Origin of the sequence: Hydrogenophaga sp., assembly GCF_018780385.1 — a bacterium.
In the GTDB taxonomy this organism is placed as follows: domain Bacteria; phylum Pseudomonadota; class Gammaproteobacteria; order Burkholderiales; family Burkholderiaceae_C; genus Hydrogenophaga.
In genome coordinates, this window is sequence record NZ_JADMJO010000037.1 from 1 (window position 1) to 19,937 (window position 19,937).

The 19,937-nt window shown below is 66.5% G+C and carries 20 protein-coding genes and 2 pseudogenes; 11 read left to right on the top strand and 11 right to left on the bottom strand.

The features are described from left to right. The 6 genes and pseudogenes from IV113_RS13965 to IV113_RS13990 form a co-directional block, all read left to right on the top strand. A pseudogene (locus tag IV113_RS13965) lies at positions 1-182 on the top strand (ABC transporter ATP-binding protein); the annotation flags it as partial. Next, positions 179-997, top strand: a complete 819-nt coding sequence (locus IV113_RS13970; RefSeq protein WP_291086140.1) for an ABC transporter ATP-binding protein — start codon at positions 179-181, stop codon at positions 995-997. The pseudogene IV113_RS13965 and the gene IV113_RS13970, both read left to right, overlap by 4 nt. After that, positions 994-1,983 carry a branched-chain amino acid ABC transporter permease gene (locus IV113_RS13975; protein ID WP_291086143.1) on the top strand — a complete coding sequence of 330 codons (990 nt, stop codon included), beginning with the start codon at positions 994-996 and terminating at the stop codon, positions 1,981-1,983. Before IV113_RS13970 ends, IV113_RS13975 begins: the two co-directional genes overlap by 4 nt. A 13-nt stretch (positions 1,984-1,996) precedes the next feature. Continuing rightward, on the top strand, positions 1,997-3,097 hold the full coding sequence (locus tag IV113_RS13980) for a branched-chain amino acid ABC transporter permease (protein ID WP_291086146.1): 1,101 nt from the start codon (positions 1,997-1,999) through the stop codon (positions 3,095-3,097). Continuing rightward, positions 3,094-3,960, top strand: coding sequence for an alpha/beta hydrolase (locus IV113_RS13985; RefSeq protein WP_291086149.1), 867 nt, complete (start codon positions 3,094-3,096; stop codon positions 3,958-3,960). The genes IV113_RS13980 and IV113_RS13985 overlap by 4 nt, the downstream gene beginning before the upstream one ends. A gap of 134 nt (positions 3,961-4,094) precedes the next feature. Beyond that, positions 4,095-4,814, top strand: coding sequence for a Crp/Fnr family transcriptional regulator (locus IV113_RS13990; protein ID WP_291086153.1), 720 nt, complete (start codon positions 4,095-4,097; stop codon positions 4,812-4,814). A gap of 31 nt (positions 4,815-4,845) precedes the next feature. On the opposite strand, the gene IV113_RS13995 is transcribed toward IV113_RS13990, so the two are convergent. From IV113_RS13995 to hemH, 3 genes are all read right to left on the bottom strand, one after another. Beyond that, positions 4,846-5,211 (bottom strand): hypothetical protein, encoded by a 366-nt coding sequence (locus IV113_RS13995; RefSeq protein WP_291086155.1) that lies wholly within the window; start codon positions 5,209-5,211, stop codon positions 4,846-4,848. A 125-nt stretch (positions 5,212-5,336) separates the two neighbouring features. After that, complete coding sequence (gene fliD, locus IV113_RS14000) at positions 5,337-6,056, bottom strand: flagellar filament capping protein FliD (RefSeq protein WP_291086158.1); 720 nt, start codon at positions 6,054-6,056, stop codon at positions 5,337-5,339. Positions 6,057-6,162: 106 nt separating this feature from the next. Then, complete coding sequence (gene hemH / locus IV113_RS14005; RefSeq protein WP_291086161.1) at positions 6,163-7,293, bottom strand: ferrochelatase; 1,131 nt, start codon at positions 7,291-7,293, stop codon at positions 6,163-6,165. A 30-nt stretch (positions 7,294-7,323) separates the two neighbouring features. Between hemH and IV113_RS14010 the strand changes: the two genes are divergently transcribed. Both IV113_RS14010 and IV113_RS14015 read left to right on the top strand, forming a co-directional pair. After that, entirely contained in the window at positions 7,324-8,049 is a 726-nt protein-coding gene (locus IV113_RS14010; RefSeq protein ID WP_291086164.1) for an HAD-IA family hydrolase, read from the top strand. Between the two features lie 26 nt (positions 8,050-8,075). Next, positions 8,076-8,726: a glutathione S-transferase family protein gene (locus tag IV113_RS14015; RefSeq protein WP_291086167.1), complete on the top strand. Its 651-nt coding sequence runs from the start codon at positions 8,076-8,078 to the stop codon at positions 8,724-8,726. A 41-nt stretch (positions 8,727-8,767) separates the two neighbouring features. Here IV113_RS14015 and hpnE read toward each other — a convergent pair whose 3' ends face one another. From hpnE to IV113_RS14030, 3 genes are all read right to left on the bottom strand, one after another. Then, positions 8,768-10,108 (bottom strand): hydroxysqualene dehydroxylase HpnE, encoded by a 1,341-nt coding sequence (gene hpnE / locus IV113_RS14020; RefSeq protein WP_291086169.1) that lies wholly within the window; start codon positions 10,106-10,108, stop codon positions 8,768-8,770. Next, positions 10,105-10,971: a presqualene diphosphate synthase HpnD gene (gene hpnD, locus IV113_RS14025; RefSeq protein ID WP_291086172.1), complete on the bottom strand. Its 867-nt coding sequence runs from the start codon at positions 10,969-10,971 to the stop codon at positions 10,105-10,107. The genes hpnE and hpnD overlap by 4 nt, the downstream gene beginning before the upstream one ends. Before the next feature lie 153 nt (positions 10,972-11,124). Next, the gene (locus IV113_RS14030) at positions 11,125-11,613 is read right to left on the bottom strand and encodes a hypothetical protein (protein WP_291086175.1); all 489 of its coding nucleotides are present in this window, start codon (positions 11,611-11,613) and stop codon (positions 11,125-11,127) included. Between the two features lie 138 nt (positions 11,614-11,751). On the opposite strand from IV113_RS14030, the gene IV113_RS14035 reads away from it, so the two are divergent. The 3 genes from IV113_RS14035 to IV113_RS14045 all read left to right on the top strand — a co-directional run bounded on the left by IV113_RS14035 (position 11,752) and on the right by IV113_RS14045 (position 14,113). Continuing rightward, positions 11,752-12,546 carry a Crp/Fnr family transcriptional regulator gene (locus tag IV113_RS14035; protein WP_291086179.1) on the top strand — a complete coding sequence of 265 codons (795 nt, stop codon included), beginning with the start codon at positions 11,752-11,754 and terminating at the stop codon, positions 12,544-12,546. A 217-nt stretch (positions 12,547-12,763) separates the two neighbouring features. After that, complete coding sequence (locus IV113_RS14040; RefSeq protein WP_291086181.1) at positions 12,764-13,597, top strand: Crp/Fnr family transcriptional regulator; 834 nt, start codon at positions 12,764-12,766, stop codon at positions 13,595-13,597. Positions 13,598-13,669: 72 nt separating this feature from the next. Next, the gene (locus IV113_RS14045) at positions 13,670-14,113 is read left to right on the top strand and encodes a PRC-barrel domain-containing protein (protein WP_291086183.1); all 444 of its coding nucleotides are present in this window, start codon (positions 13,670-13,672) and stop codon (positions 14,111-14,113) included. A gap of 20 nt (positions 14,114-14,133) precedes the next feature. Here the strand turns inward: IV113_RS14045 and IV113_RS14050 are convergent, their stop codons facing one another. From IV113_RS14050 to IV113_RS14070, 5 genes and pseudogenes are all read right to left on the bottom strand, one after another. Then, positions 14,134-16,047, bottom strand: coding sequence for a potassium transporter Kup (locus IV113_RS14050; RefSeq protein ID WP_291086186.1), 1,914 nt, complete (start codon positions 16,045-16,047; stop codon positions 14,134-14,136). A 79-nt stretch (positions 16,048-16,126) separates the two neighbouring features. Beyond that, a complete protein-coding gene (locus IV113_RS14055) occupies positions 16,127-16,819 on the bottom strand; it encodes a response regulator (RefSeq protein WP_291086189.1) in 693 nt (230 codons plus the stop codon). A 61-nt stretch (positions 16,820-16,880) separates the two neighbouring features. Next, entirely contained in the window at positions 16,881-18,365 is a 1,485-nt protein-coding gene (locus tag IV113_RS14060) for an ATP-binding protein (RefSeq protein ID WP_291086192.1), read from the bottom strand. 116 nt (positions 18,366-18,481) lie between these two features. After that, positions 18,482-19,570: a sulfate ABC transporter ATP-binding protein gene (locus IV113_RS14065; protein ID WP_291086195.1), complete on the bottom strand. Its 1,089-nt coding sequence runs from the start codon at positions 19,568-19,570 to the stop codon at positions 18,482-18,484. 61 nt (positions 19,571-19,631) lie between these two features. Beyond that, positions 19,632-19,937, bottom strand: a pseudogene (locus IV113_RS14070) (sulfate ABC transporter permease subunit CysW); the annotation flags it as partial.

A 19,937-nucleotide genomic window follows, 5' to 3' on the forward strand; every position in this document is an offset into this window, starting at 1 on the left:
AGACCAAGACCATCCTGCTGGTCGAACACAAGATGGACGTGGTGCGCGAACTCTCGGACCGCATCATCGTGCTGCACAACGGCGAGTTGGTGGCCGATGGCGACCCCGCCACCGTGATCGCCTCGCCGGTGGTGCAGCAGGCCTACCTCGGCATCAACCCTACCGAAGCGGAGGCTGTATGAGCCCCCACGCTCCACCGCTGCGCGGTTCGCTGCCCCCCGAGGGGGCTGATCCGGCTTGGGGCGGCCCGGCGCCGGATCGCGCATCGCCCCTGCTGAAGCTCAAGGGTGTCCACACCCACATCGGCGCGTACCACATCCTCCACGGCGTGGACCTCGTCGTACCGGCCAACCAGCTCACCATGCTGCTGGGCCGCAACGGCGCGGGCAAGACCACCACGCTGCGCACCATCATGGGCCTGTGGCATGCGAGCCAGGGCACGGTGGTGCTCGACGGCGTGGACATCACGAAGCAGCCCACGCCCGACACCGCGCAAAGCGGCGTGGCCTATGTGCCCGAGAGCATGGGCATTTTTTCGGACCTCTCGGTGCGCGAGAACATGCTGCTGGCCGCGCGCGGCGCGCGCACGCTCGACGACATCGACACCGTGCGGCTCGAATGGATCTTCGGCCTGTTCCCCGCCATCAAGAAATTCTGGCTGCACCCGGCCGGCAAGCTCAGCGGCGGGCAGAAGCAGATGCTCGCGGTCTCGCGCGCCATCGTCGAGCCGCGCAAGCTGCTGCTGATCGACGAGCCCAGCAAGGGCCTGGCGCCCGCCATCATCCAGAACATGATCGCGGCCTTCCGCGAACTCAAGGCCGCGAAGACCACCATCCTGCTGGTCGAACAGAACTTCAACTTCGCGCGCCAGCTCGGCGACACCGTGGCCGTGATGGACGACGGGCGCGTGGTGCACAGCGGATCCATGGCCGAACTGGCCGCCGATGAATCGATGCAGTCCAGGCTGCTGGGCTTGTCCTTGGGAGCGCACCAATGAAACTTCTCAAAGCCGACTACGACTGGAAGCCGCTCGCGCTGGTGCCGGCACTGGCGCTGATCGCACTGCCCGCCGTGGGCAGCGGCTCGACCTGGATCACGCTCACCGTGGCGGGTCTGGCCATGGGCATGATCATCTTCATCATCGCCTCGGGCCTCACGCTGGTGTTCGGCCTCATGGACGTGCTCAACTTCGGCCACGGCGTGTTCATCGCACTGGGTGCTTTCGTGGCCACCACCGTGCTGGCCAGCATGGGCAGCTACACCACCGCCGACAGCCTCTGGCTCAACCTCATGGCGCTGCTGCCGGCGATGCTGGTGGCCATGGCGGTGGCGGGTGCGCTGGGCTGGGTGTTCGAGCGGATCATCATCCGCCCGGTGTACGGCATGCACCTCAAGCAGATCCTCATCACCATGGGCGGCATGATCATCGGCGAAGAAATGATCAAGGTCATCTGGGGCCCCGAGCAGATCGCGCTGCCGTTGCCCGAGAGCCTGCGCGGTTCCTTCATCTTCGGCGACGCGGCGGTGGAAAAATACCGCCTGCTCGCGGTGCTGGTGGGCGCCGCGGTGTTCGCCGCGATGGTGTGGACACTCAACCGCACCAAGGTCGGCCTGCTGGTGCGCGCCGGCGTGCAGGACCGCGAGATGGTCGAGTCGCTCGGCTACCGCATCCGCCAGCTCTTCATCGGCGTGTTCGTGGTGGGCAGCGCGCTGGCCGGCCTGGGCGGCGTGATGTGGGGCCTGTACCAGCAGAGCGTCATGCCGCAGATGGGCGCGCAGGTCAACGTGCTGATCTTCATCGTCATCATCATCGGCGGCCTGGGCTCCACGCTGGGCGCGCTGATCGGCGCGTTGCTGGTGGGCCTGATGGCCAACTACACCGGCTTTCTGGTGCCCAAGGTCGCGCTGTTCTCGAACATTGCGCTGATGGTCGCCATCCTGCTGTGGCGCCCGCAGGGCGTGTACCCCGTGACCAACCGCTGAACAGGAGACGCACATGATTTCCCGTCTTCTCTCCAACGACCTCCCACGCAGCCGCTGGCTCACCCTGCTGCTGATCGTGCTGTTCCTCGGCCTCGCGTTCGCACCGTTCCTGTTCCCGGGCGTGAAGGCGCTCAACGTGGCGGCCAAGGTGCTGATTTTCGTGGCGTTGGTGGCCAGCTTTGATTTGCTGCTGGGCTACACCGGCATCGTGAGCTTTGCGCACACCATGTTTTTCGGCATCGGCGCTTACGGCGTGGCGATCGCGCTCAATTCGGTGGAGCAGGCGAGCTGGGGCGCATTGGCCGTGGGCGTGGTCTGCGCGCTGCTGATCTCGCTCGTGCTGTCGCTGCTCATCGGTCTGTTTTCGTTGCGGGTGAAGGCCATCTTCTTCGCCATGATCACGCTGGCCGTGGCCTCGGCCTTCCTCACGCTGGCCTCGCAGTTGTCGGACTTCACCGGTGGTGAAGATGGCCTGAGTTTCCGCGTGCCCGAGCTGCTCTCGCCCGGCTTCATGTTGCGCGAGGCACCACTGGTGACACCGCTGGGCGAGGTCGATCTGAATGGCCGCCTGGTCACCTACTACCTGATCTTCGTGGCCGTCACCGCGATCTTCCTGACCATCCTGCGCATCGTGAATTCGCCCTTCGGCCGTGTGCTGCAAGCCATTCGGGAGAACGACTTTCGTGCCGAGGCGCTGGGCTACCGAACTGTCGTCTATCGGACCCTGTCCAATGTGCTCTCGGCTTCGTTCGCCACGCTCGCGGGTTGCCTGCTGGCGATCTGGCTGCGCTACAACGGGCCTGACACCTCGCTCTCGTTCGAGATCATGCTGGACATCCTGCTCATCGTCGTGATCGGCGGCATGGGCACGCTGTACGGCGCGCTGATCGGCAGCGTCCTGTTTCTCGTGGCGCAGAGTTACCTGCAGGACCTGCTGCGCGTCGCCGGCCAGGCCACCGAAGGCATTCCGCTGCTGCCTGCCTTGCTCACGCCCGACCGCTGGCTGCTCTGGCTGGGCGTTTTGTTCGTGCTCTCGGTGTATTACTTCCCCACCGGTATCGTGGGCAAGCTCAGGGAGCGCGCTGTGCTCGGTCGCCTGAAAGGGTCGAAATGAAACCGCAGGCCACTGTCGTTCCACGTTCGCGCTACCTCACGTGCGAAGGCCGCGAGATTCACTTCATGGACTGGCAACCCGACACCCCGGGTGGCCCCGTGGTGGTGGCCTGGCATGGCCTCGCGCGCACCGGGCGCGACATGGACCCTTTGGCGGCGCACCTCAGTGCGCAGGGCTGGCGGGTGATCTGCCCCGACACCATCGGCCGAGGTCTCTCGCAGTGGAGCCCGAAGCCCGAGACCGAGTACTGCCTCGATTTCTACAGCCGCATCGCCACCGCACTGGTCGACCAGCTCGCGCTCAAGCGATTCCACTGGATCGGCACCTCCATGGGAGGGGCCATCGGCATGGTGTGCGCGGCCGGTCCGCTGCACGGCCGCATCGAGCGCATGGTGCTCAACGACATCGGCCCCAAGACCGCGGACGCGGCCATCGCGCGCATCCGCAGCTACGCCGGCAACCCGGCCGCCTTCGATACGGTGGGCGAGTTGCAGCAGTACTTTCGCACCATCTACAAACCGTATGGTTACTTGAGCGATGCGCAGTGGACGCTGCTCACCGAGAGCTCCACGCGCCGCCTGCCCGACGGTCGCGTGACGCCGCACTACGACCCGGCCATGGTGCAGCAGTTCATCCACCACCCGACCGACTACGAGCTGTGGTCGACTTATGACCGCATCGACGTGCCGGTGCTGTGTCTGCGCGGTGCCGATTCCGATCTGCTGTTGGCCGACACGGCCGAGGCCATGCGCGACCGTGGACCGCGAGCGCTGGTGGTGACGATTGCCGGGTGCGGGCACGCGCCCGCGCTGAATGTGCCCGAACAGTTCGAACTGGTGCAGCGATTCCTCGTCGGACACTGATGGAGGTGAAGGCGGTCTGCACGTAGAAGGCCGGGCTTGGCCGGACAGGTGGTCATATCCACCGGTCCTCAAGAGGGGTACAAATCAAGTGTTGGGCAGTTTGCTGGGACCGTAGTCACCCAGAGGAGCGCCATTTGACCGAACCTGACAACCCCCGTCAGAACCACCTGTTGTCCTGCTTGCCCGATGCCGAATGGAAACGTTGGTTGCCCCAGCTTGAGTTGGTTGATCTGCCACTGGGCAAGGTGTTGTACGAGTCTGGAGCGCCGCTGACGTATGTGCATTTCCCCACCAGCGCCATCGTCTCTCTGCTCTATGTGCTGGAAGACGGCGCGTCGGCGGAGATCGCCGTGGTCGGCTTCGAGGGCGTGGTGGGCATCGCCATCTTCATGGGCGGCGGCTCAACCCCGAACCGCTCCGTGGTGCAGAGCGCGGGCAAGGGTTACCGGCTTCGCGCCGACGCCATCAAGGCCGAATTCGAGCGCTCCAGCCCGGTCGTGCACCTGATGCTGCGCTACACACAAGCCCTGATCACCCAGATGAGCCAGACCGCCGTGTGCAACCGTTACCACACGCTGGACCAGCAGTTGTGCCGCTGGCTGCTGCTCAGCCTGGACCGCCTGCCCGGCAACGAACTGGTGATGACGCAGGAACTGATCTCCAACATGCTGGGCGTGCGGCGCGAGGGTGTCACCGAAGCGGCGCTCAAGCTGCAGGCCGCCGGCCTGATCCGTTACTCGCGCGGCCATATCTCGGTGCTTGACCGCCCGAAGCTGGAGCGGCGAACTTGCGAGTGCTACCAGGTGGTGAAGCAGGAGTACGACCGGCTGCTGCCGGATGCCATGGCGATCTGAGGTCCCGGTCAAGCGGCCAGTGGCACCGATGTCAGCGAGAAGGTGAGCGCTTTTCCGCGGGCACTTTGTCGACGGCGCTCGACTCCTCATGGTTCAACAAGGGGCCTGCGGCAGCGCCTCCCAGTGCGCCGACAACCGCGCCCACCGTGCCAGCCACCACCGCGCCCACGGGGCCCGCCACCACGCTGCCAATGGCAGCACCCGCGGCCGCACCGACCATCACACCACCACCCGCCAGCACCGAGTTGGCCTCGCGTTCGGCTTCTCCGGGTTCCATGGGCAACTGTGCTGCCGGGTTCGCGTCTTGCGACGGAATGCCGTGGCCCGGGCGGGCCTGCTCGGCAAGGTCTTCGTCAACCAATGCCGTCTTGGACGGCGGGAGGGCAGATGGGTTCATGAGTGTTCTCCTGGAGAGCGCCGCGTCCGTTGCGGCGCAGGACGTTTTCACGTCCCCCTCATGGTCGCTGCCAACGAACACCGGGTCTGTTCTTCACCGTACAGAACCGGAATGCACACACCCCATCAAGATGCAGAGGAGTACGCAGACATGAGCGTGCCAAAAAAACCGGTGTTCTTTCCCTGTTGGGCGAACAGCTGGGATACGTTGAGCAGGGCGCTCTGCTGTTGCTTCAATGAGTTGCTGTGGCCGTTGAGCGCCGCCAGTGAGTTTGCGATTCTTCCTTCGCTGGCCAGCTCTTTCTCCGCGGTCTTCTCAACCAGCCTGCCCAGTTTTGCCAAGGTGTCCTGAACGCCTTTGGGATTGGCTTTGTGGGCAGCTTCGAATTTCGCCATGTCGATCTTCATGGATCCATCCGGAGCGCTTGTGAAACCCATGGCGCGAAGGTCCTGGATTCTGGACAGGTCTGCGTTCATGGTCCGGGTCATCCCGCGGCTGATGCGAGCGGTACCGCTGGCGTCAGCGGCGACCGATCTGGTTTCCGCCACGATCGCGTTGAAGCTGGAGGCGAAAGCCGTGAGTGTCTTCTTGACCGCTTCACCCGTGCTTGAATCCTTGATGCCGGCCAGGTCGCGCGCGGACAACTGCGCCTGAGACACCGCCGCCTTGAATTTTCCGAGACCGGAGATGCTCGCAACGGTGCTGGCCAGCTGCTTCTGTACGCGGGCGTCCGCCTTTTTCAGCGCGGCTGTGGAGGCATCAAGCGGCGATGCGGCCTGAGTCGCCTGCTGTTTGGCCGATGCTGCTGCCGCCAGGCGCGTGCTGGTCGACTCGGAGATGGTCATGCTCATGTTTCTGGTGCCCGGAAGTCTTGCGGCATGTGTGCGCAAAGGCTTCAAGCTTGCCTTCCAGGCAAGGGTTTCAAGCACCGAACTGCGCCGTGAAAGCGCCTCAGTTCACGGGTTCAATTTCCGCGGTGGGCGCCAGGCCCTGGTCCTTTGCACCCATGGCCAGCGCACGCTCGCGGCTCAACTGCAGCTCCATCGGGTTGTCGGCGGTCTTGGTGGCCCAGCCTTGCAGGTGCTGCTCGGCCACGTCGGTGAGCGCGCGAATCCACTCGGGCTGGTCGTTGAGGCAGGGGATGTACTGGAAGCTGCTACCGCCGGCGTGCAGGAACGCTTCGCGCGCTTCCATGTTGATCTCTTCCAGCGTCTCCAGGCAGTCGCTGGTGAAGCCGGGGCAGACCACGTCCACGCTCTTCAAGCCCTTCTGCGCCAGATCGATCAGTGTGGGCTCGGTGTAGGGCTCCAGCCACTTGGCCTTGCCGAAGCGCGACTGGAAGGTGACCTTGTACCGGTCTTTCGCCAACCCCAACTGTTCGGCGAGCAGGCGCGCGGTCTTGTGGCACTCGCAGTGGTAGGGGTCGCCCAGATGCAGTGTGCGCTCCGGCACGCCGTGAAAGCTCATCACCAGCTGCTCGCTCTGGCCATGGGCCGCCCAGTGCGCGCGGATGGACCTGGCCAAGGCCTGGATGTAGCCCGGGTGGTCGTGGTAGCGGTTGATGAAGCGCAGCTCGGGCAGGTTGCGCACCTTGGCCGCCCAGTTCATCACGCCGTCCACCACGCTGGCCGTGGTGGTGGCGCTGTACTGCGGGTAGGCCGGCAGCACCAGCACGCGCGTCACGCCTTTGGCCTTGAGCTCGTCCATCACCGAGGCAATGGATGGGTTGCCGTAGCGCATGGCGTAGCGCACGGTCACCTGGTGGCCGCGCTCACCCAGGTAGCCGCGCAGCAGCGTGGCCTGGCGTTCGGTCCATACCTTCAGCGGCGAGCCCTCGGGCATCCAGATACCAGCGTACTTCGCGGCCGATTTTTTGGGCCGCACGCGCAGGATGATGCCGTGCAGGATCAGCATCCAGACAAACCGCGGGATCTCCACGACGCGCTGATCACCCAGGAACTCGGCCAGGTAGCGGCGCACGGCGGGGGCGGTGGGTTCGTCGGGGGTGCCCAGGTTGCACAGCAGAACAGCGGTGCGAGCCGGTTGGCCATGTTGGTAGGGCGGTTCGGTGTTGAAGGGCATGCGCTATTCTCTCGCAGCATGAAAACCCCCATGAGTACAGCCCCGCAGGCCGCACCGCTTGCGCTGGACCCCTCCCGCATCCGCGCCATCAGTCTCGATCTGGACGACACGCTCTGGCCGATCTGGCCCACCATCGAGCGCGCCGAAGCCATGCTGGCCAGTTGGCTCAGTCAGCACGCGCCTGCCACCGCCCGGCTTTACGCCACGCCCGGTGCGCTGCGCGAGGCGCGCAACCACTTGCAGACCCTGCGGCCCGACCTGGCCTACGACCTCAGCGCGCTGCGCCGCGAGTCGATCCGCCACGTGTTGCAACGAGCTGGAGACGATCCCGCACTGGCCGAGCCGGCGTTCGACGTGTTTTTTGACGAGCGCCAGCGCGTGCAGCTGTTCGAAGACGCCATGCCCGCACTGGAATGGCTGAGCACGCGCTTTCCGGTGGTGGCCGTGTCCAACGGCAATGCCGATGTGCACCGCGTGGGTCTGGGGCACCACTTTCATGCGGCGTTCAGTGCCCGTGAATTCGGCGTGGGCAAACCCGATCCACGCATCTTCCACGCTGCTGCAGACGCCGCCGGCGTGGACGCCACCGAGGTCCTGCACATCGGTGACGATGCGCGCCTGGATGTGTTGGGTGCCCTGGGCGCCGGCATGCAGGTGGCCTGGGTCAACCGCACGGGCATGGCCTGGGAGCACGCACCCCTGCAGCCGCACACCACCGTGGTCGACCTGATGGCCCTGTGCCGTCAGATCGGTTGACCCCTCTTCTCCCCGCAGCGTTCAACATGAGCCTCACGATCTACGGCATTCCTGCGTCCCGCGCCGTGCGCCCTTTGTGGGCCGCCACCGAACTCGCACTGGACTACCACCACGTGAGGCTGCCCTACCAGGGCGGAGGCACGCGCACGCCGGAGTTCCTGGCCATCAACCCCAACGGCCACGTGCCGGTGATCGTCGATGCGCGGCCAGAAGGCGAGGTGGTGGTGTGGGAGAGCATGGCTTGTGCGCTGTACATCGCGCGCCACCATGGACAAGCGGACGGCGTGAGCATCACACCCGCCACGCCGCGCGAAGACGCGGAGGCCTTGCGCTGGAGCTTCTGGTCCGTGACGGAAACCGAGTCCGACGCACTGACCGTGTTGATGCACCGCATGGCGATGCCCGAGGAGCGACGCAAGCCCGAGATGGCCGATGCCGCCGAGCGCCGCCTCGCGGTGCCGCTGCGCGTGATCGAGCAACACCTGCGCAAACAGAAGGACGCGGGTCAGGCCTTTCTGGCGGCCGCACGGTTCACCGTGGCCGACGTCTGTGCGGCCAGTGTGCTCAACTGGGCGCGTCCTTCAACAGAGCTCATGGCAGCCCACCCGCTCACGCACGACTGGATCCTGCGCTGCATGGCGCGTCCGGCCTATGTTCAGGTGCGCGAGTTCGACTGAGACTCGGGTTTGAGACGCCCTGGAGCGGCGGGCAGGCCGGCTCAGCTGTTCGCCAGCCGGGCCGCCGCCACGCCACTGCGCACGGCGCCTTCCAGCGTGGCCGGATACGGACCCTGCACGTAGTCGCCCGCGGCGAAGAGCCCGGGGGCCATCAGGGCGCCGGGGCGTTCCAGGCCGGGCGTGCAGGCGAAGGTGGCGCGCTTTTCCACCACGCTGAGCAGCGGCTGCAAGGTCAGGCCCAGTTGCCGCGCGCCTTGCTGCAACACGCGCGCCTGCAGATCGTCGCGCTCGCCGCTGCTGGCACTGACCACGAAGGCCAGCACGCCTTGCGCGGCCGCATCGGCCGGGCTGAGCTGCCCACGGTCGAACACGAACTGCGCGGGCGCGGCCTGGGCGTCAGGTTCCGCGCGCAAGGCCAGCATGGGCGCGGGCAGCCGCGCGCCCGCGGCGTAAGCGTAGACCGTGGTGATGGCGGTGAACTCGAGCGCGTGCGCAGACAACGCCCAACTGGCCAGAGATTCGTTGTCATCGGCGTGGGCGAGCAGGGTCTGCGCGGCCACACTGGCCGGCGTTGCCCAGATCACGCGATCGAATGCCTCGTCCACACCCTCGCCCGTCAGTTGCCACCGGCCCGCGTGGGCCAACAGCCCGGTGATGCGAGCGCCCGGTCGAACGCGGGTGGTCGCACCGTGCTGCGCTTGCAGCCAGCGCGCCGCCGCGTCCGGCAGCAGGCTGGAGAGATCGGTGCGGGGCAGCAGCAGGCTCGATGCGCTGAAGCCCGCCGCGCCGCGGCCAAACAGGGCGTCACGCATGACGTTCAGAAAAATGGCCGCACTGGCATGCAGCGAAGGGAGGTTGAGTGCCGAGACGCACAGCGGATCGATCAGTTCCTGCACCACGCGGTCGGGCAAGGACTCGCACAACTCCTCGACGGTGAGTGTGGGCGCGCAACGAAAGCCCGTGAGCTGCCAGCCCAGTGATGCACGGATCAATGCCAGGCGCTCACCCCAGCTCCATCCGCGCGCGGTGGCAATTGCCGCCAGTGCATCGAGCGGAGCGGGCCAGCGCGCCGCCCAGGCCGGTGTCTGCAGACCCGTGCCATCGGGGTAGGGCAGCGAGAGCGGCAGCGCCATCAGCACCTGTGGCAGGTCCAGCCCCACGCGCTGCATCAGGGCCAGTGTCTCGCTGTAGGCACCGATCAGGATGTGCTGACCGTTGTCCAGCATGATGGGCGTGCCGTCGGGCTTCTCGGTGGCCAGCGCGCGGGCGCGACCACCGAGGGTGCGCGTGGCTTCGAACACAGTGACATCCATGCCCAGCCCGGCGGCTTCCACCGCTGCCGCCATGCCGGCCCAGCCCGCGCCGACGACGGCAATCCTCATAGCCTGCCGAGGGCTTGCACTTTCCAGGCGAGCCAGAATTTGCGCAACGGGGTGAGGCTGACCCGCTGGGTCAATACCAGCAGCGGGTCGGCGGCGATCTCCTGCAGCAGGGTGCGGTAGATGCTGGCCATCATCAGGCCCGGCTTCTGGGCGCGGCGGTCGGCTGCGGGCAGCAGCGCCAAGGCGTCGTCGTAGGTCTGCAATGCGCGGGTGCACTGGAACTGCATGAGTCCGGTGAATCGGCGTTTGAAATCGGCCACATCGGTGCCGGGCGCGGCGCCGCGCTGAAGCAGTTCGTGCGCCTTCACGTTGAAACTCTGCAGTTCGTTCACAGGCAGGTAGATGCGCCCGCGCGCGGCATCTTCACCCACGTCACGCACGATGTTGGTGAGCTGGAACGCCAGACCCAGCCGGTGTGCGTATTCGGTGGTTTGCAACTGCGTCTGGCCGAAGATGCGCGCCGCGACTTCACCCACCACGCCGGCCACCAGGTGGCAGTAACGCTGCAGGTTGGCGAAATCGAGGTAGCGGTTTTGCTCCAGATCCATCTGGCAGCCGTCGATCACGGCGTTCAGATGCCGGGCTTCGATGGCGTAGGCGGAGCTCAGGGGCATCAGCGCGCGCATCACCGGATGCGTGGGTGAGCCGGCAAACGATTGCGCCACCTCACGCCGCCACCAGGCCAGCTTGGTCTGTGCCACGGCGGGGTCGCTCACCTCGTCCACCACGTCGTCGACCTCTCGGCAGAAGGCATAGAAGGCCGTGATGGCGGCGCGCCGCTCGACGGGAAGGAACAGGAAAGCGTAGTAGAAGCTGCTGCCCGAGGCTGCTGCTTTTTGCTGGACGTAGTCTTGTGGGGTCATGGGCGCGTTTTTTCCACAAGTGTACGTACCCGTGACCAGGGTGCGTGCGCCTGCGCTGGCAGGTTTGACAGCGCTCATCCGGTTGACGCCGTTGCGCTGAAGACCTGGCCGCAGCGCGTGGCCTGGAGCGTGGAGATGCCGGGAGTCCCCCGTTCAGGGGTTTTGCGCGATCAGTTCGGCCTTGCGCCGGGCCATGCGCTCACCGAGCTCCACCAGATCAATGCGGGAGGCCTTGACCCGAGGCAGCATGTCCTCATGCAAAGTCGACACGTGCTGCTTCACTTCTTCGGCCAGCACCTGGATGGGACCGTCGACCTGCTCGGCCACGGGCTCCAGGCTCTGGATATGGGCCACCAGTGCCTTCATGGCGTCATGAGGCGGTGCCGGCTGTGGCATCACCGCCTCGACGGCCGGGTAGAAGATCTCCTCTTTCACCTGCGCGTGCACCACCACCGTGGTGCAGATACGCTCCACCAGGAAGCGCTTGTTGTTCACCGAGCGTGTATTCTCGAATGCCGTGAACATCTGCTGCAACTCGGCGTGTTCGGCCGCGAGCCTGGAGATGGCGTCGGGCAGGGGCCGGCTGGGTGGTGCTCGTTTGGCCAAGCGTCCCCGCAGGTGGGCTCTTTGATCGGTGTTCATGGGTCCACCGTAAGGCCACCGCCGATCGGAGTCTGTGCGCTGTCGAACACTGTTCCAACCCGGTACATTCACACTCCCATACCGGGGCTCAGCCGACCCGCTGTTTACGCCCCACCGTCCCCCCTCAGAAGCAGATTCATGCCCACATCCGCTGTCAGCCCGGCGCCCGAACTCAAGTGGCCCGACCAGGCGCCCGCCACCGCCATGCCCTGCACCGAATGCCCGTTGCGGTCTTTGCCACTGTTTGTGCAGCACACCTCCGAAGAGCTGGAACTCGTGCAGTCGCTCAAGCGCCGCGCGCTGCGCGTGGAGGCCAACGAGACGCTGATCCACGAAGGCCAGAACGATGCGCCGCTCTACACCCTGCTGCAAGGCTGGGCCTTCCGCTACAAGACCTTGAGCGACGGGCGGCGCCAGATCCTGAGCTTCCTGCTGGCCGGCGATTTCGTTGGCGTGCAGCAGAAGATGGGCGATGCCGCCGCGCACGGCGTGGACACGCTCACCTCGGCGAGCTTCTGCGTGTTCCAGCGCGACGCGCTGTGGGAGATTCACCGCCGCTCGCCCACCATGGGCTTCAACGTGACCTGGCTCACCGCGCACGAGGAGTCGCTGGTGGATGACACGCTGCTGTCGGTGGGGCGGCGCAGCGCCGAGGAACGCATCGCCAGCACGCTGATCCTGCTGTTCAAGCGCGCGGCCGCGCTGCAGCAAGACAAGGGCGCGGGCGGTGTGGCTTTCCCCCTGACCCAGCAGCACATTGCCGACGCGCTGGGCCTGTCGCTGGTGCACACCAACAAGACCCTGCGCAAGCTGGAAAAACGCGGCCTGCACCAGATCAAGGATGGCCGCTTGTTTCTGCGCGACGTGAAGGCGCTCGCGCGCCTGGCCGATCTGTACGGTGACGGGAATCCGCCCCCGCGACCACTGGTCTGAAGGCGCGGCCGGGGGGTGGTTGCCCCGGGATGTAACCGATGGACAAGTTATGTAAAGCGCAATGGGTATGTGTCTTTCGACATTGAAACCCCATATGCATCAACCTACATTGCGTCTCTGAGCGGGCGCAGCGACCTTTCACTGCGCTCATGTGAAAGCCCTGCGCCCGAGCCGGGCCGGGCAGCTCGACACAATGACAAACACGAGGCACATGTAAATGACATCTTCTGCCGTTTCCCACCGCGAAAAGAACCAATTGCTCGCGGCCATGCCGTTCGAAGACTGGCGCTATATCGAGTCCCACCTGGAGTGGGTCGAGATGCCCGCCCTCAGCACCCTGTTTGAAGCCGGCAGCAGCCTGCGCCATGTGTACTTTCCGACCACCGCTGTGGTTTCTCTGGTGTCCACGATGCTGGACGGCGCCACGGTGGAAGTGGCCGCCGTGGGCAACGAAGGCATGGTGGGCGTGGATGCCTTCATGGGCAGCAGCAACGCCAACAACGGCACCACCGCCAGCGGCACCGTGATGGCCCAGAACACGGCCCTGGTGAGCCGGGGCGGCCACGGCTACCGCATGAGCGCACAGTCCATCGCGCACCACGCCAAGCGTTCGGAGCAGGTGATGCACCACTTGCTGAACTACACACGCACGCTGTTTCAGCACATCTCGCAAACCTCGGCCTGCAACCGCCATCACTCGCTGGACCAGCAACTCGCGCGCTGGTTGCTGGTGCATCTGGATCGCCAGCCTGACGACGAACTGCACATCACGCAGGAGCGCATTGCCAGCATGCTGGGGGTGCGCCGCGAGGGTGTGACCGGAGGCGCTTTGCGTCTGCAGAAAGCCGGGGTCATTCGTTATGGCCGCGGGCAGATGTCGGTGCTGGACCGCGCGGGCCTGGAAGTCCACAGTTGCGAATGCCACGGCGTGATTCGCGACGCCTACGATCGCTTGAAGAATGACGCGCTGCTGCAGGCCAAGCCGGCATCGGCGACCTCCGGTGCACCGCCCGGCAACTGCCGGCAGGATCGCGGCACTGCCCACGTGTGAGGTGCGCCGCCGCACAGACCTGGCGCCGCATTTTCGCCAGCATGGAATCTGGTCATCGAACCGGGAACCGCCATGCACGACGAAACACTTGAAGAACCCACCCACCACGCCACCTCGACCCGCAGGGGGCGCACCGCGCCTCGCCAGGGCCCGGGCCCCCGACTCATGGGCGCCAACACCTTGATCGGCAACGACGTCTTCAACGACCAGGATGAAGACCTGGGCGAGATCCGGGAAATCATGCTCGACATGCACACCGGGCGGGTGGACTACGCGGTGCTGTCGTTCGGGGGATTTCTCGGCATGGGCGAAAAGCTGTTTGCCGTGCCCTGGGCGGCGCTGGAGCTGGACACCACCAGCCGCTGTTTCGTGCTGCGCGTGAGCAAGGCGCGCCTGGAGAGCGCGCCGGGTTTTGACAAACAGCACTGGCCCGACATGGCCGACCCCGAGTGGGAAAAGGGCGTGCACGAGTTCTACGGCACACAACCGGATGGGCCCGCAGCGCGGGACCGCTGACCCTGACCGGGTGCAATCCGTCAGATCGGCACGCGCGTGCCCAGCTCCACCACCGCGTTGCCGGGCAGCCTGAAGAAGTCCACCACGCCGCCCGCGTTGTGGCTCATCGCAGCAAACAGGCGTTCGCGCCAGCTCCACATGCCACCGCCGGGCGTGGCCACCACCGTTTCGCGGCTGAGGAAGTAGCTGGTTTCAAACACCGGAATGCGCAGGCCGTGTGAACCGATGAGCGCCAGGGCCTTGGGCACGTCGGGCGTGTTCATGAAGCCGAAGTGCAGCGTGACGCGCCAGAAGCTGTGGCCCAGTGCCTGCACCTCCACCCGCTCCTCCATCGACACCCACGGCACCTCGTGGAACTTCACAGTCAGGATCACGTTGCGTTCGTGCAGCACCTGGTTGTGCTTGAGGTTGTGCAGCAGCGCCTGCGGCACGGTGCTCGGATCGGCCACGGGATAGACGGCGGTGCGTTCGGCGCGGTGCACGCTGCGCGGGTCCAGGCTGTCGATGAAATTTTGCAGCTCCAAGCCGTCGCGGCGAATGCTCTCCAGCAGCAGATCGCGTCCGCGCGACCAGGTACTCATGAGGCCGAACAACACCAGGCCCAGTGCCAGCGGAAACCAGCCGCCGTCGAAGAATTTCACGGCGCAGCCGGCCACCAGCAGCGCGTCGATGGCCAGAAAGAACAGGGTGGCACCGATGGCCAGCGGCTTGGGCAGGCGCCAGCCCTCGCTCACCACGAAGTAGGTCAGCACGGTGGTGATCATCATGGTGAGCGTGACCGCAATGCCATAGGCGCCGGCCAGAGCCGAGGAACTGCCGAAGCCCACCACGGCGGCCACCACGCCCGTCATCAAGATCCAGTTGACGGCGGGCATGTAGATCTGCCCGGCCTCGCGCGCCGAGGTGTACTTGATCGCCATGCGTGGCAGGAAGCCGAGCTGGATGGCCTGCTTGGTCATGGAGTACGCACCGGAGATGACGGCCTGTGAGGCGATGATGGCCGCCAGCGTGGCCAGCACCAGGGCGGGCAGCACGAAGGCCTCGGGGAACAGGCGGTAGAACGGGTTCTCAATCGCGGTGGGGTCGGCCATGAGCAGCGCGCCCTGACCCATGTAGTTCAGCGCCAGGCCCGGCAACACCAGACCGGTCCAGGCGAGCTGGATCGGCTTGCGGCCGAAGTGGCCCATGTCGGCATACAGCGCCTCGGCGCCGGTGAGCGCCAGCACGATCGCGCCGACGGCGGCAAACACAGCCCAGCCGCGCTCCATGAGGAAGTTCCAGGCGTGCACGGGGTTGAGCGCCGAGAGGATCGCAGGCTGCTCCGCGATGTGCACGGCGCCGATGGCACCCAGCGTGACGAACCACAGCACGATGATCGGCCCGAACAGCTTGCCCACCAGGCCGGTGCCCAAGCGCTGCACCGCGAACAGGCCGACCACAATGACCACGGTGATCGGAATCACGTAGGGTGCCAGCGCTGGCGTGAGCAACTGCAGGCCTTCCATGGCGCCCAGCACCGAGATGGCGGGCGTGATCACGCTGTCGCCGTAGAACAGCGTGGCGCCGAACACGCCCAGCAGCAGCAACGCGCGGCGCAAGGCAGGGCGCGAGCTCACCGCGTTCGCGGCCAGCGCGGTGAGTGCCAGGCCGCCGCCTTCGCCCCGGTTGTCCGCACGCAGGATGAGGATCACGTATTTGAGCGTGACCACCAGCATGAGTGCCCAGAAGATCACCGAGACCGCGCCGATCAGGTTGTGCGCATTCAGCGCCACGCCGGTTGCGGGCGCGAAGATTTCCTTGACGGTGTAAAGCGGGCTGGTGCCGATGTCGCCATAGACGACGCCGAGTGCACCCAGGGTGAGGGCGGCGGTGCCTTGTCGGCGCAAGGGTGTGGCGGGTTGGTCGGCGTCAAGCGGGGGAGCGGTCGCGGTCATGGGCAAGGGTGCGAAGTGGAGAGGATTCGCAGCGTACCGATGGGGACATCAGGAACGCATAAGGGTCCAAGTCAGCGCGTCAGTCCTCGCCCTCCACCAGGCGGTAGCCCACACCGGGCTCGGTCAAGAGGCGCTGCGGGTCGGCCGGCTCGGTCTCCAGCTTGGCGCGCAGCTGTCCCATGTAGAGCCGCAGGTAGTGCGTGTGCTCGGTGAACTCGGCACCCCACACATCGGCCAGCAGCTGGCGGTGCGTGACCACCTGGCCGGCGTTGCGCACAAGGCGCGCCAGCAGCTTGAATTCGGTCGGCGTGAGGTGCACTTGCGCGGTGCCCAGGCTCACACGGTGCGCGCGCAGGTCGATCCGCAGGTCGCCCTGTGTGTACTGTGTGATGGCGGCCTGCATGGGCGTGCCACGGTGGCGCAGCGCCACGCGCATGCGCGCCAGCAGCTCGCCCAGGCTGAAAGGCTTTACCAGAAAGTCGTCCGCGCCGGCGTCGAGCAGGCGGATCTTGGGGTCGTCGGTCTCGCGCGCGGAGATCACGATCACTGGCGTGCTGCGCCCGCGCCGCAGTGTGGCCAGCAGAGTCTCGCCGTCGCCGTCGGGCAGGCCGAGGTCGAGCAGCACGATGTCGACATCCCCATGGGCCAGCAGCGCGCGCGCATCCGCCAGGCTGGCGGCCGCCGCCACCTCGTAGCCCTCCACCGTGAGCGACTCGCGCAAGGTGCCACGCAGTTCGCGGTCGTCCTCCACCAGCAACACGCGCAAGCTCATTGAATTTCCTTCGTGCTTCGCACTGCGGTGCGAGCCCTCCTCGGAACGGCCGGGCGGGTGCTCATGGGACCGCCTCCGGTGCGTCGGCCTGCGCCGCTGTCACCGGCAGCGTGCATTCGAAGCTGCAACCTCCGCGCTGGCGCATGCGCAGCGTGAGTTCACCGCCGTGCGCGCGCGCGATGGTGCGGCAGACCGCGAGACCAACGCCCGCGCCACGTCTCGCCGGTGCGTCGGCCGGCTGCGCGTTGGTGCTGCCGGTGTCGCCGCGCTGAAAGGCGTCGAAGACGCGTTCGCGCCATTCGGGAGCGATGCCCGGGCCCCGGTCGAGAACGGCCAGGCGGATCTGGCCGGTCTCCAGCGTCACGGCCATCTCCACCGGGGCGTTGTTGCCGCCGTACTTGAGCGCGTTGTCCACCAGGTTGTCCAGCATCTGGACCAGCAGCACCGCATCCACGCGCAGCAGCGGCAGGCCGGGCTGCACGCGCGCCTTCACCGAGCGGTCGGGCTGGCGCTGGCGCGTGCGGCGCAACACCGTGCCCACGATCTCCTCGGCCGATTCCCAGTCCAGGTGCAGGGCGAGGCCCGGCGTGTCCAGGCGCGCGAGCTGCAGCGTGTTGTCGGTGATGCGGCCGAGCTGGACGGCCTCGTCGATGATGGTCGCGGCCAGCCGCTGACGCTGTTCGTTCGAAAGCCGGTCTGCCTGGTCGTGCAGCGAGGAGGCAGCGCCCAGGATCGTGGCCAGTGGCGTGCGGTAGTCATGCGAGATGGCGGCCAGCAGGGTGTTGCGCAGCGCGTGCGCGCGAGCCTGCTCGCGTGCCGCGGTGGCCGCTTGGGTGGTGTCGGCGCGCTCCAGCGCCAGACCCATCTGGTCGCACAAGGCCTGTGCGTGGGCGCGCAGTTGGGGCGTGGGTTCTGGCTGTGCCTGCAAGGGCAGCAGCGCCGCGCCCAGACCCGCCTGCCGCCCGCGCATCGGCAGGTACCAGGCGGCCTGTTCTTCATGGCGCCCGGTGCCCGGTCCCATGGCCTGGCTGTGGCGCAGGCTCATGCCCAGGCCTTGCCAGCCGTCGCTGCTGGCTTCTCCCAGGCGCGTGTCGGCATCGGGGCGATCGCGCAGCAACATGGCCACGGGGGAACCCACCAGAGAGGCCAGCGCTGCTTGCAACTCGGAGGCAAGCGAGCGTGGGTCGTCGGTGTCGCGCAGCGTGGCGCCGAAGTCCTGCAGTTGGCGTGCGCGCTGCGCGAGCAGATGCTCTGCCTCGGCCAGTCGGCGCTGGCGCGCCATCAGCAGCGCCACGATCCAGCTCACCGAGAGCATGGTGGTCAGCAGCAGGGCATGCTGGTGCAGGTCCACGCTGAAGGTGAAGCGCGGCGGCACGAAAGCGAAGTTGAACGCCAGCACCGCGAGCGCGCAACCCGCCAGGCACATGGCTGGCGGGAGCCAGAGCGCGGCCAGTGCCGAGGCCAGCACCAGCATCATGGCCAGGTTGGCCAGGTCCAGCACCGGGTGCATCACCCCCATGGCCAGCCAGGCCAGGGCCCAGACCAAGGCACCTGGCCAGCGGCTCGGGGGAGGGGGCGAAGAGGGCGGTGTTGCGTCCGGCGGCGTCATCGCCCGCAACGTAGCACACCCCGTATCAGGATCGCATCAGGGCGGCCTGCGGATCAGGCGGCGTGGGGATGAAGGAACACGCGCGCTTTGCGGGGCGCGACCACCACGGTGTCACCTTCCTGGATGCCGAGCTCGTGAAAGCGATCGGCCGGCAGGTGGGCTTCAATCAGCGTGGGCTTGTCGCCGTTGGCGGGAGATTCCAGGGGCAGGAGTTCGAGGCGGGCGATCGGACCCACCACGACGGCCCGGTCCAGTGTGACGACCATGCCGCTCAGGCCCGGCGCATAGGGCAACACATCCAGCTCGTGCGGCCGCACGTAGGCGAAGGCCTTGGCATCCTGCGCGCCGGCGTGTTCGGGGGATGCGATCGACACGCCGTCCAGATGCATCTGGCCTTCGTGCGCGCGGCCGTGAAAGAGGTTCACGTCGCCCAGGAAGCCATACACAAACGGGCTGGCCGGGCGGTCCCACACCTCTTGCGGCGCGCCGACCTGTTCCACGTGGCCCTGGTTCATCAGCACCACGCGGTCGGCCACTTCGAGCGCCTCTTCCTGGTCGTGGGTGACGAACACGCTGGTCACGTGCAGCTCGTCGTGCAGACGGCGCAACCAGCGGCGAAGTTCCTTGCGCACCTTGGCGTCGAGCGCGCCGAACGGCTCGTCAAGCAGCAGCACCTTGGGTTCGACTGCGAGCGCACGTGCCAGGGCGATGCGCTGGCGCTGGCCGCCCGAGAGTTGCGAGGGGTAACGGTCGGCCAGCCAGTCGAGCTGCACGAGCTTGAGCAGGTCGTGCACCTTGGCCTTGATCTGCGCGTCGCTCGGACGCTCGCGGCGCGGCTTCACGCGCAGGCCGAAGGCCACGTTCTCCAGCACGGTCATGTGGCGGAACAGTGCGTAATGCTGGAACACAAAACCCACGTTGCGCTCGCGCACGTGCACGTCGGTGGTGTCCTCGCCGCTGAAGAGAATGTTGCCGGTGTCCGGCGTTTCCAGCCCGGCAATGATGCGCAGCAGCGTGGTCTTGCCGCAGCCCGAGGGGCCGAGCAGCGCGAGCAGCTCACCCGAGTGGATGTCGAGGTTGACGTTGTTCAGCGCCTGGAAGGTGCCGAAGTGCTTGTTGATGTTGCGGATTTCGATGCTCATAGGAAGTCCTTCGTGCTGCGCACTGCGGCGCGAGCTTGCTTGGGGCGGCCCGGCGCGGCGCTCATGATGTTTGTCCCAGCAAAGGGTTGGCAACCGACGTGGGCCGCTCGGGTGGCAACTCGGCCAATGCCTTCATTTCGGCCTCCATGCGCCACTCGGCCACCGACTTGATCACCAGCGTGACCAAGGCCAGCAGCGCCAGCAGCGAAGCCACGGCAAACGCGGCCACCGACTGGTATTCGTTGTAGAGGATCTCCACGTGCAGCGGCATGGTGTTGGTCTGGCCGCGGATGTGGCCCGAGACCACCGAGACCGCGCCGAACTCGCCCATGGCCCGCGCGTTGCACAGGATCACGCCGTAGATCAG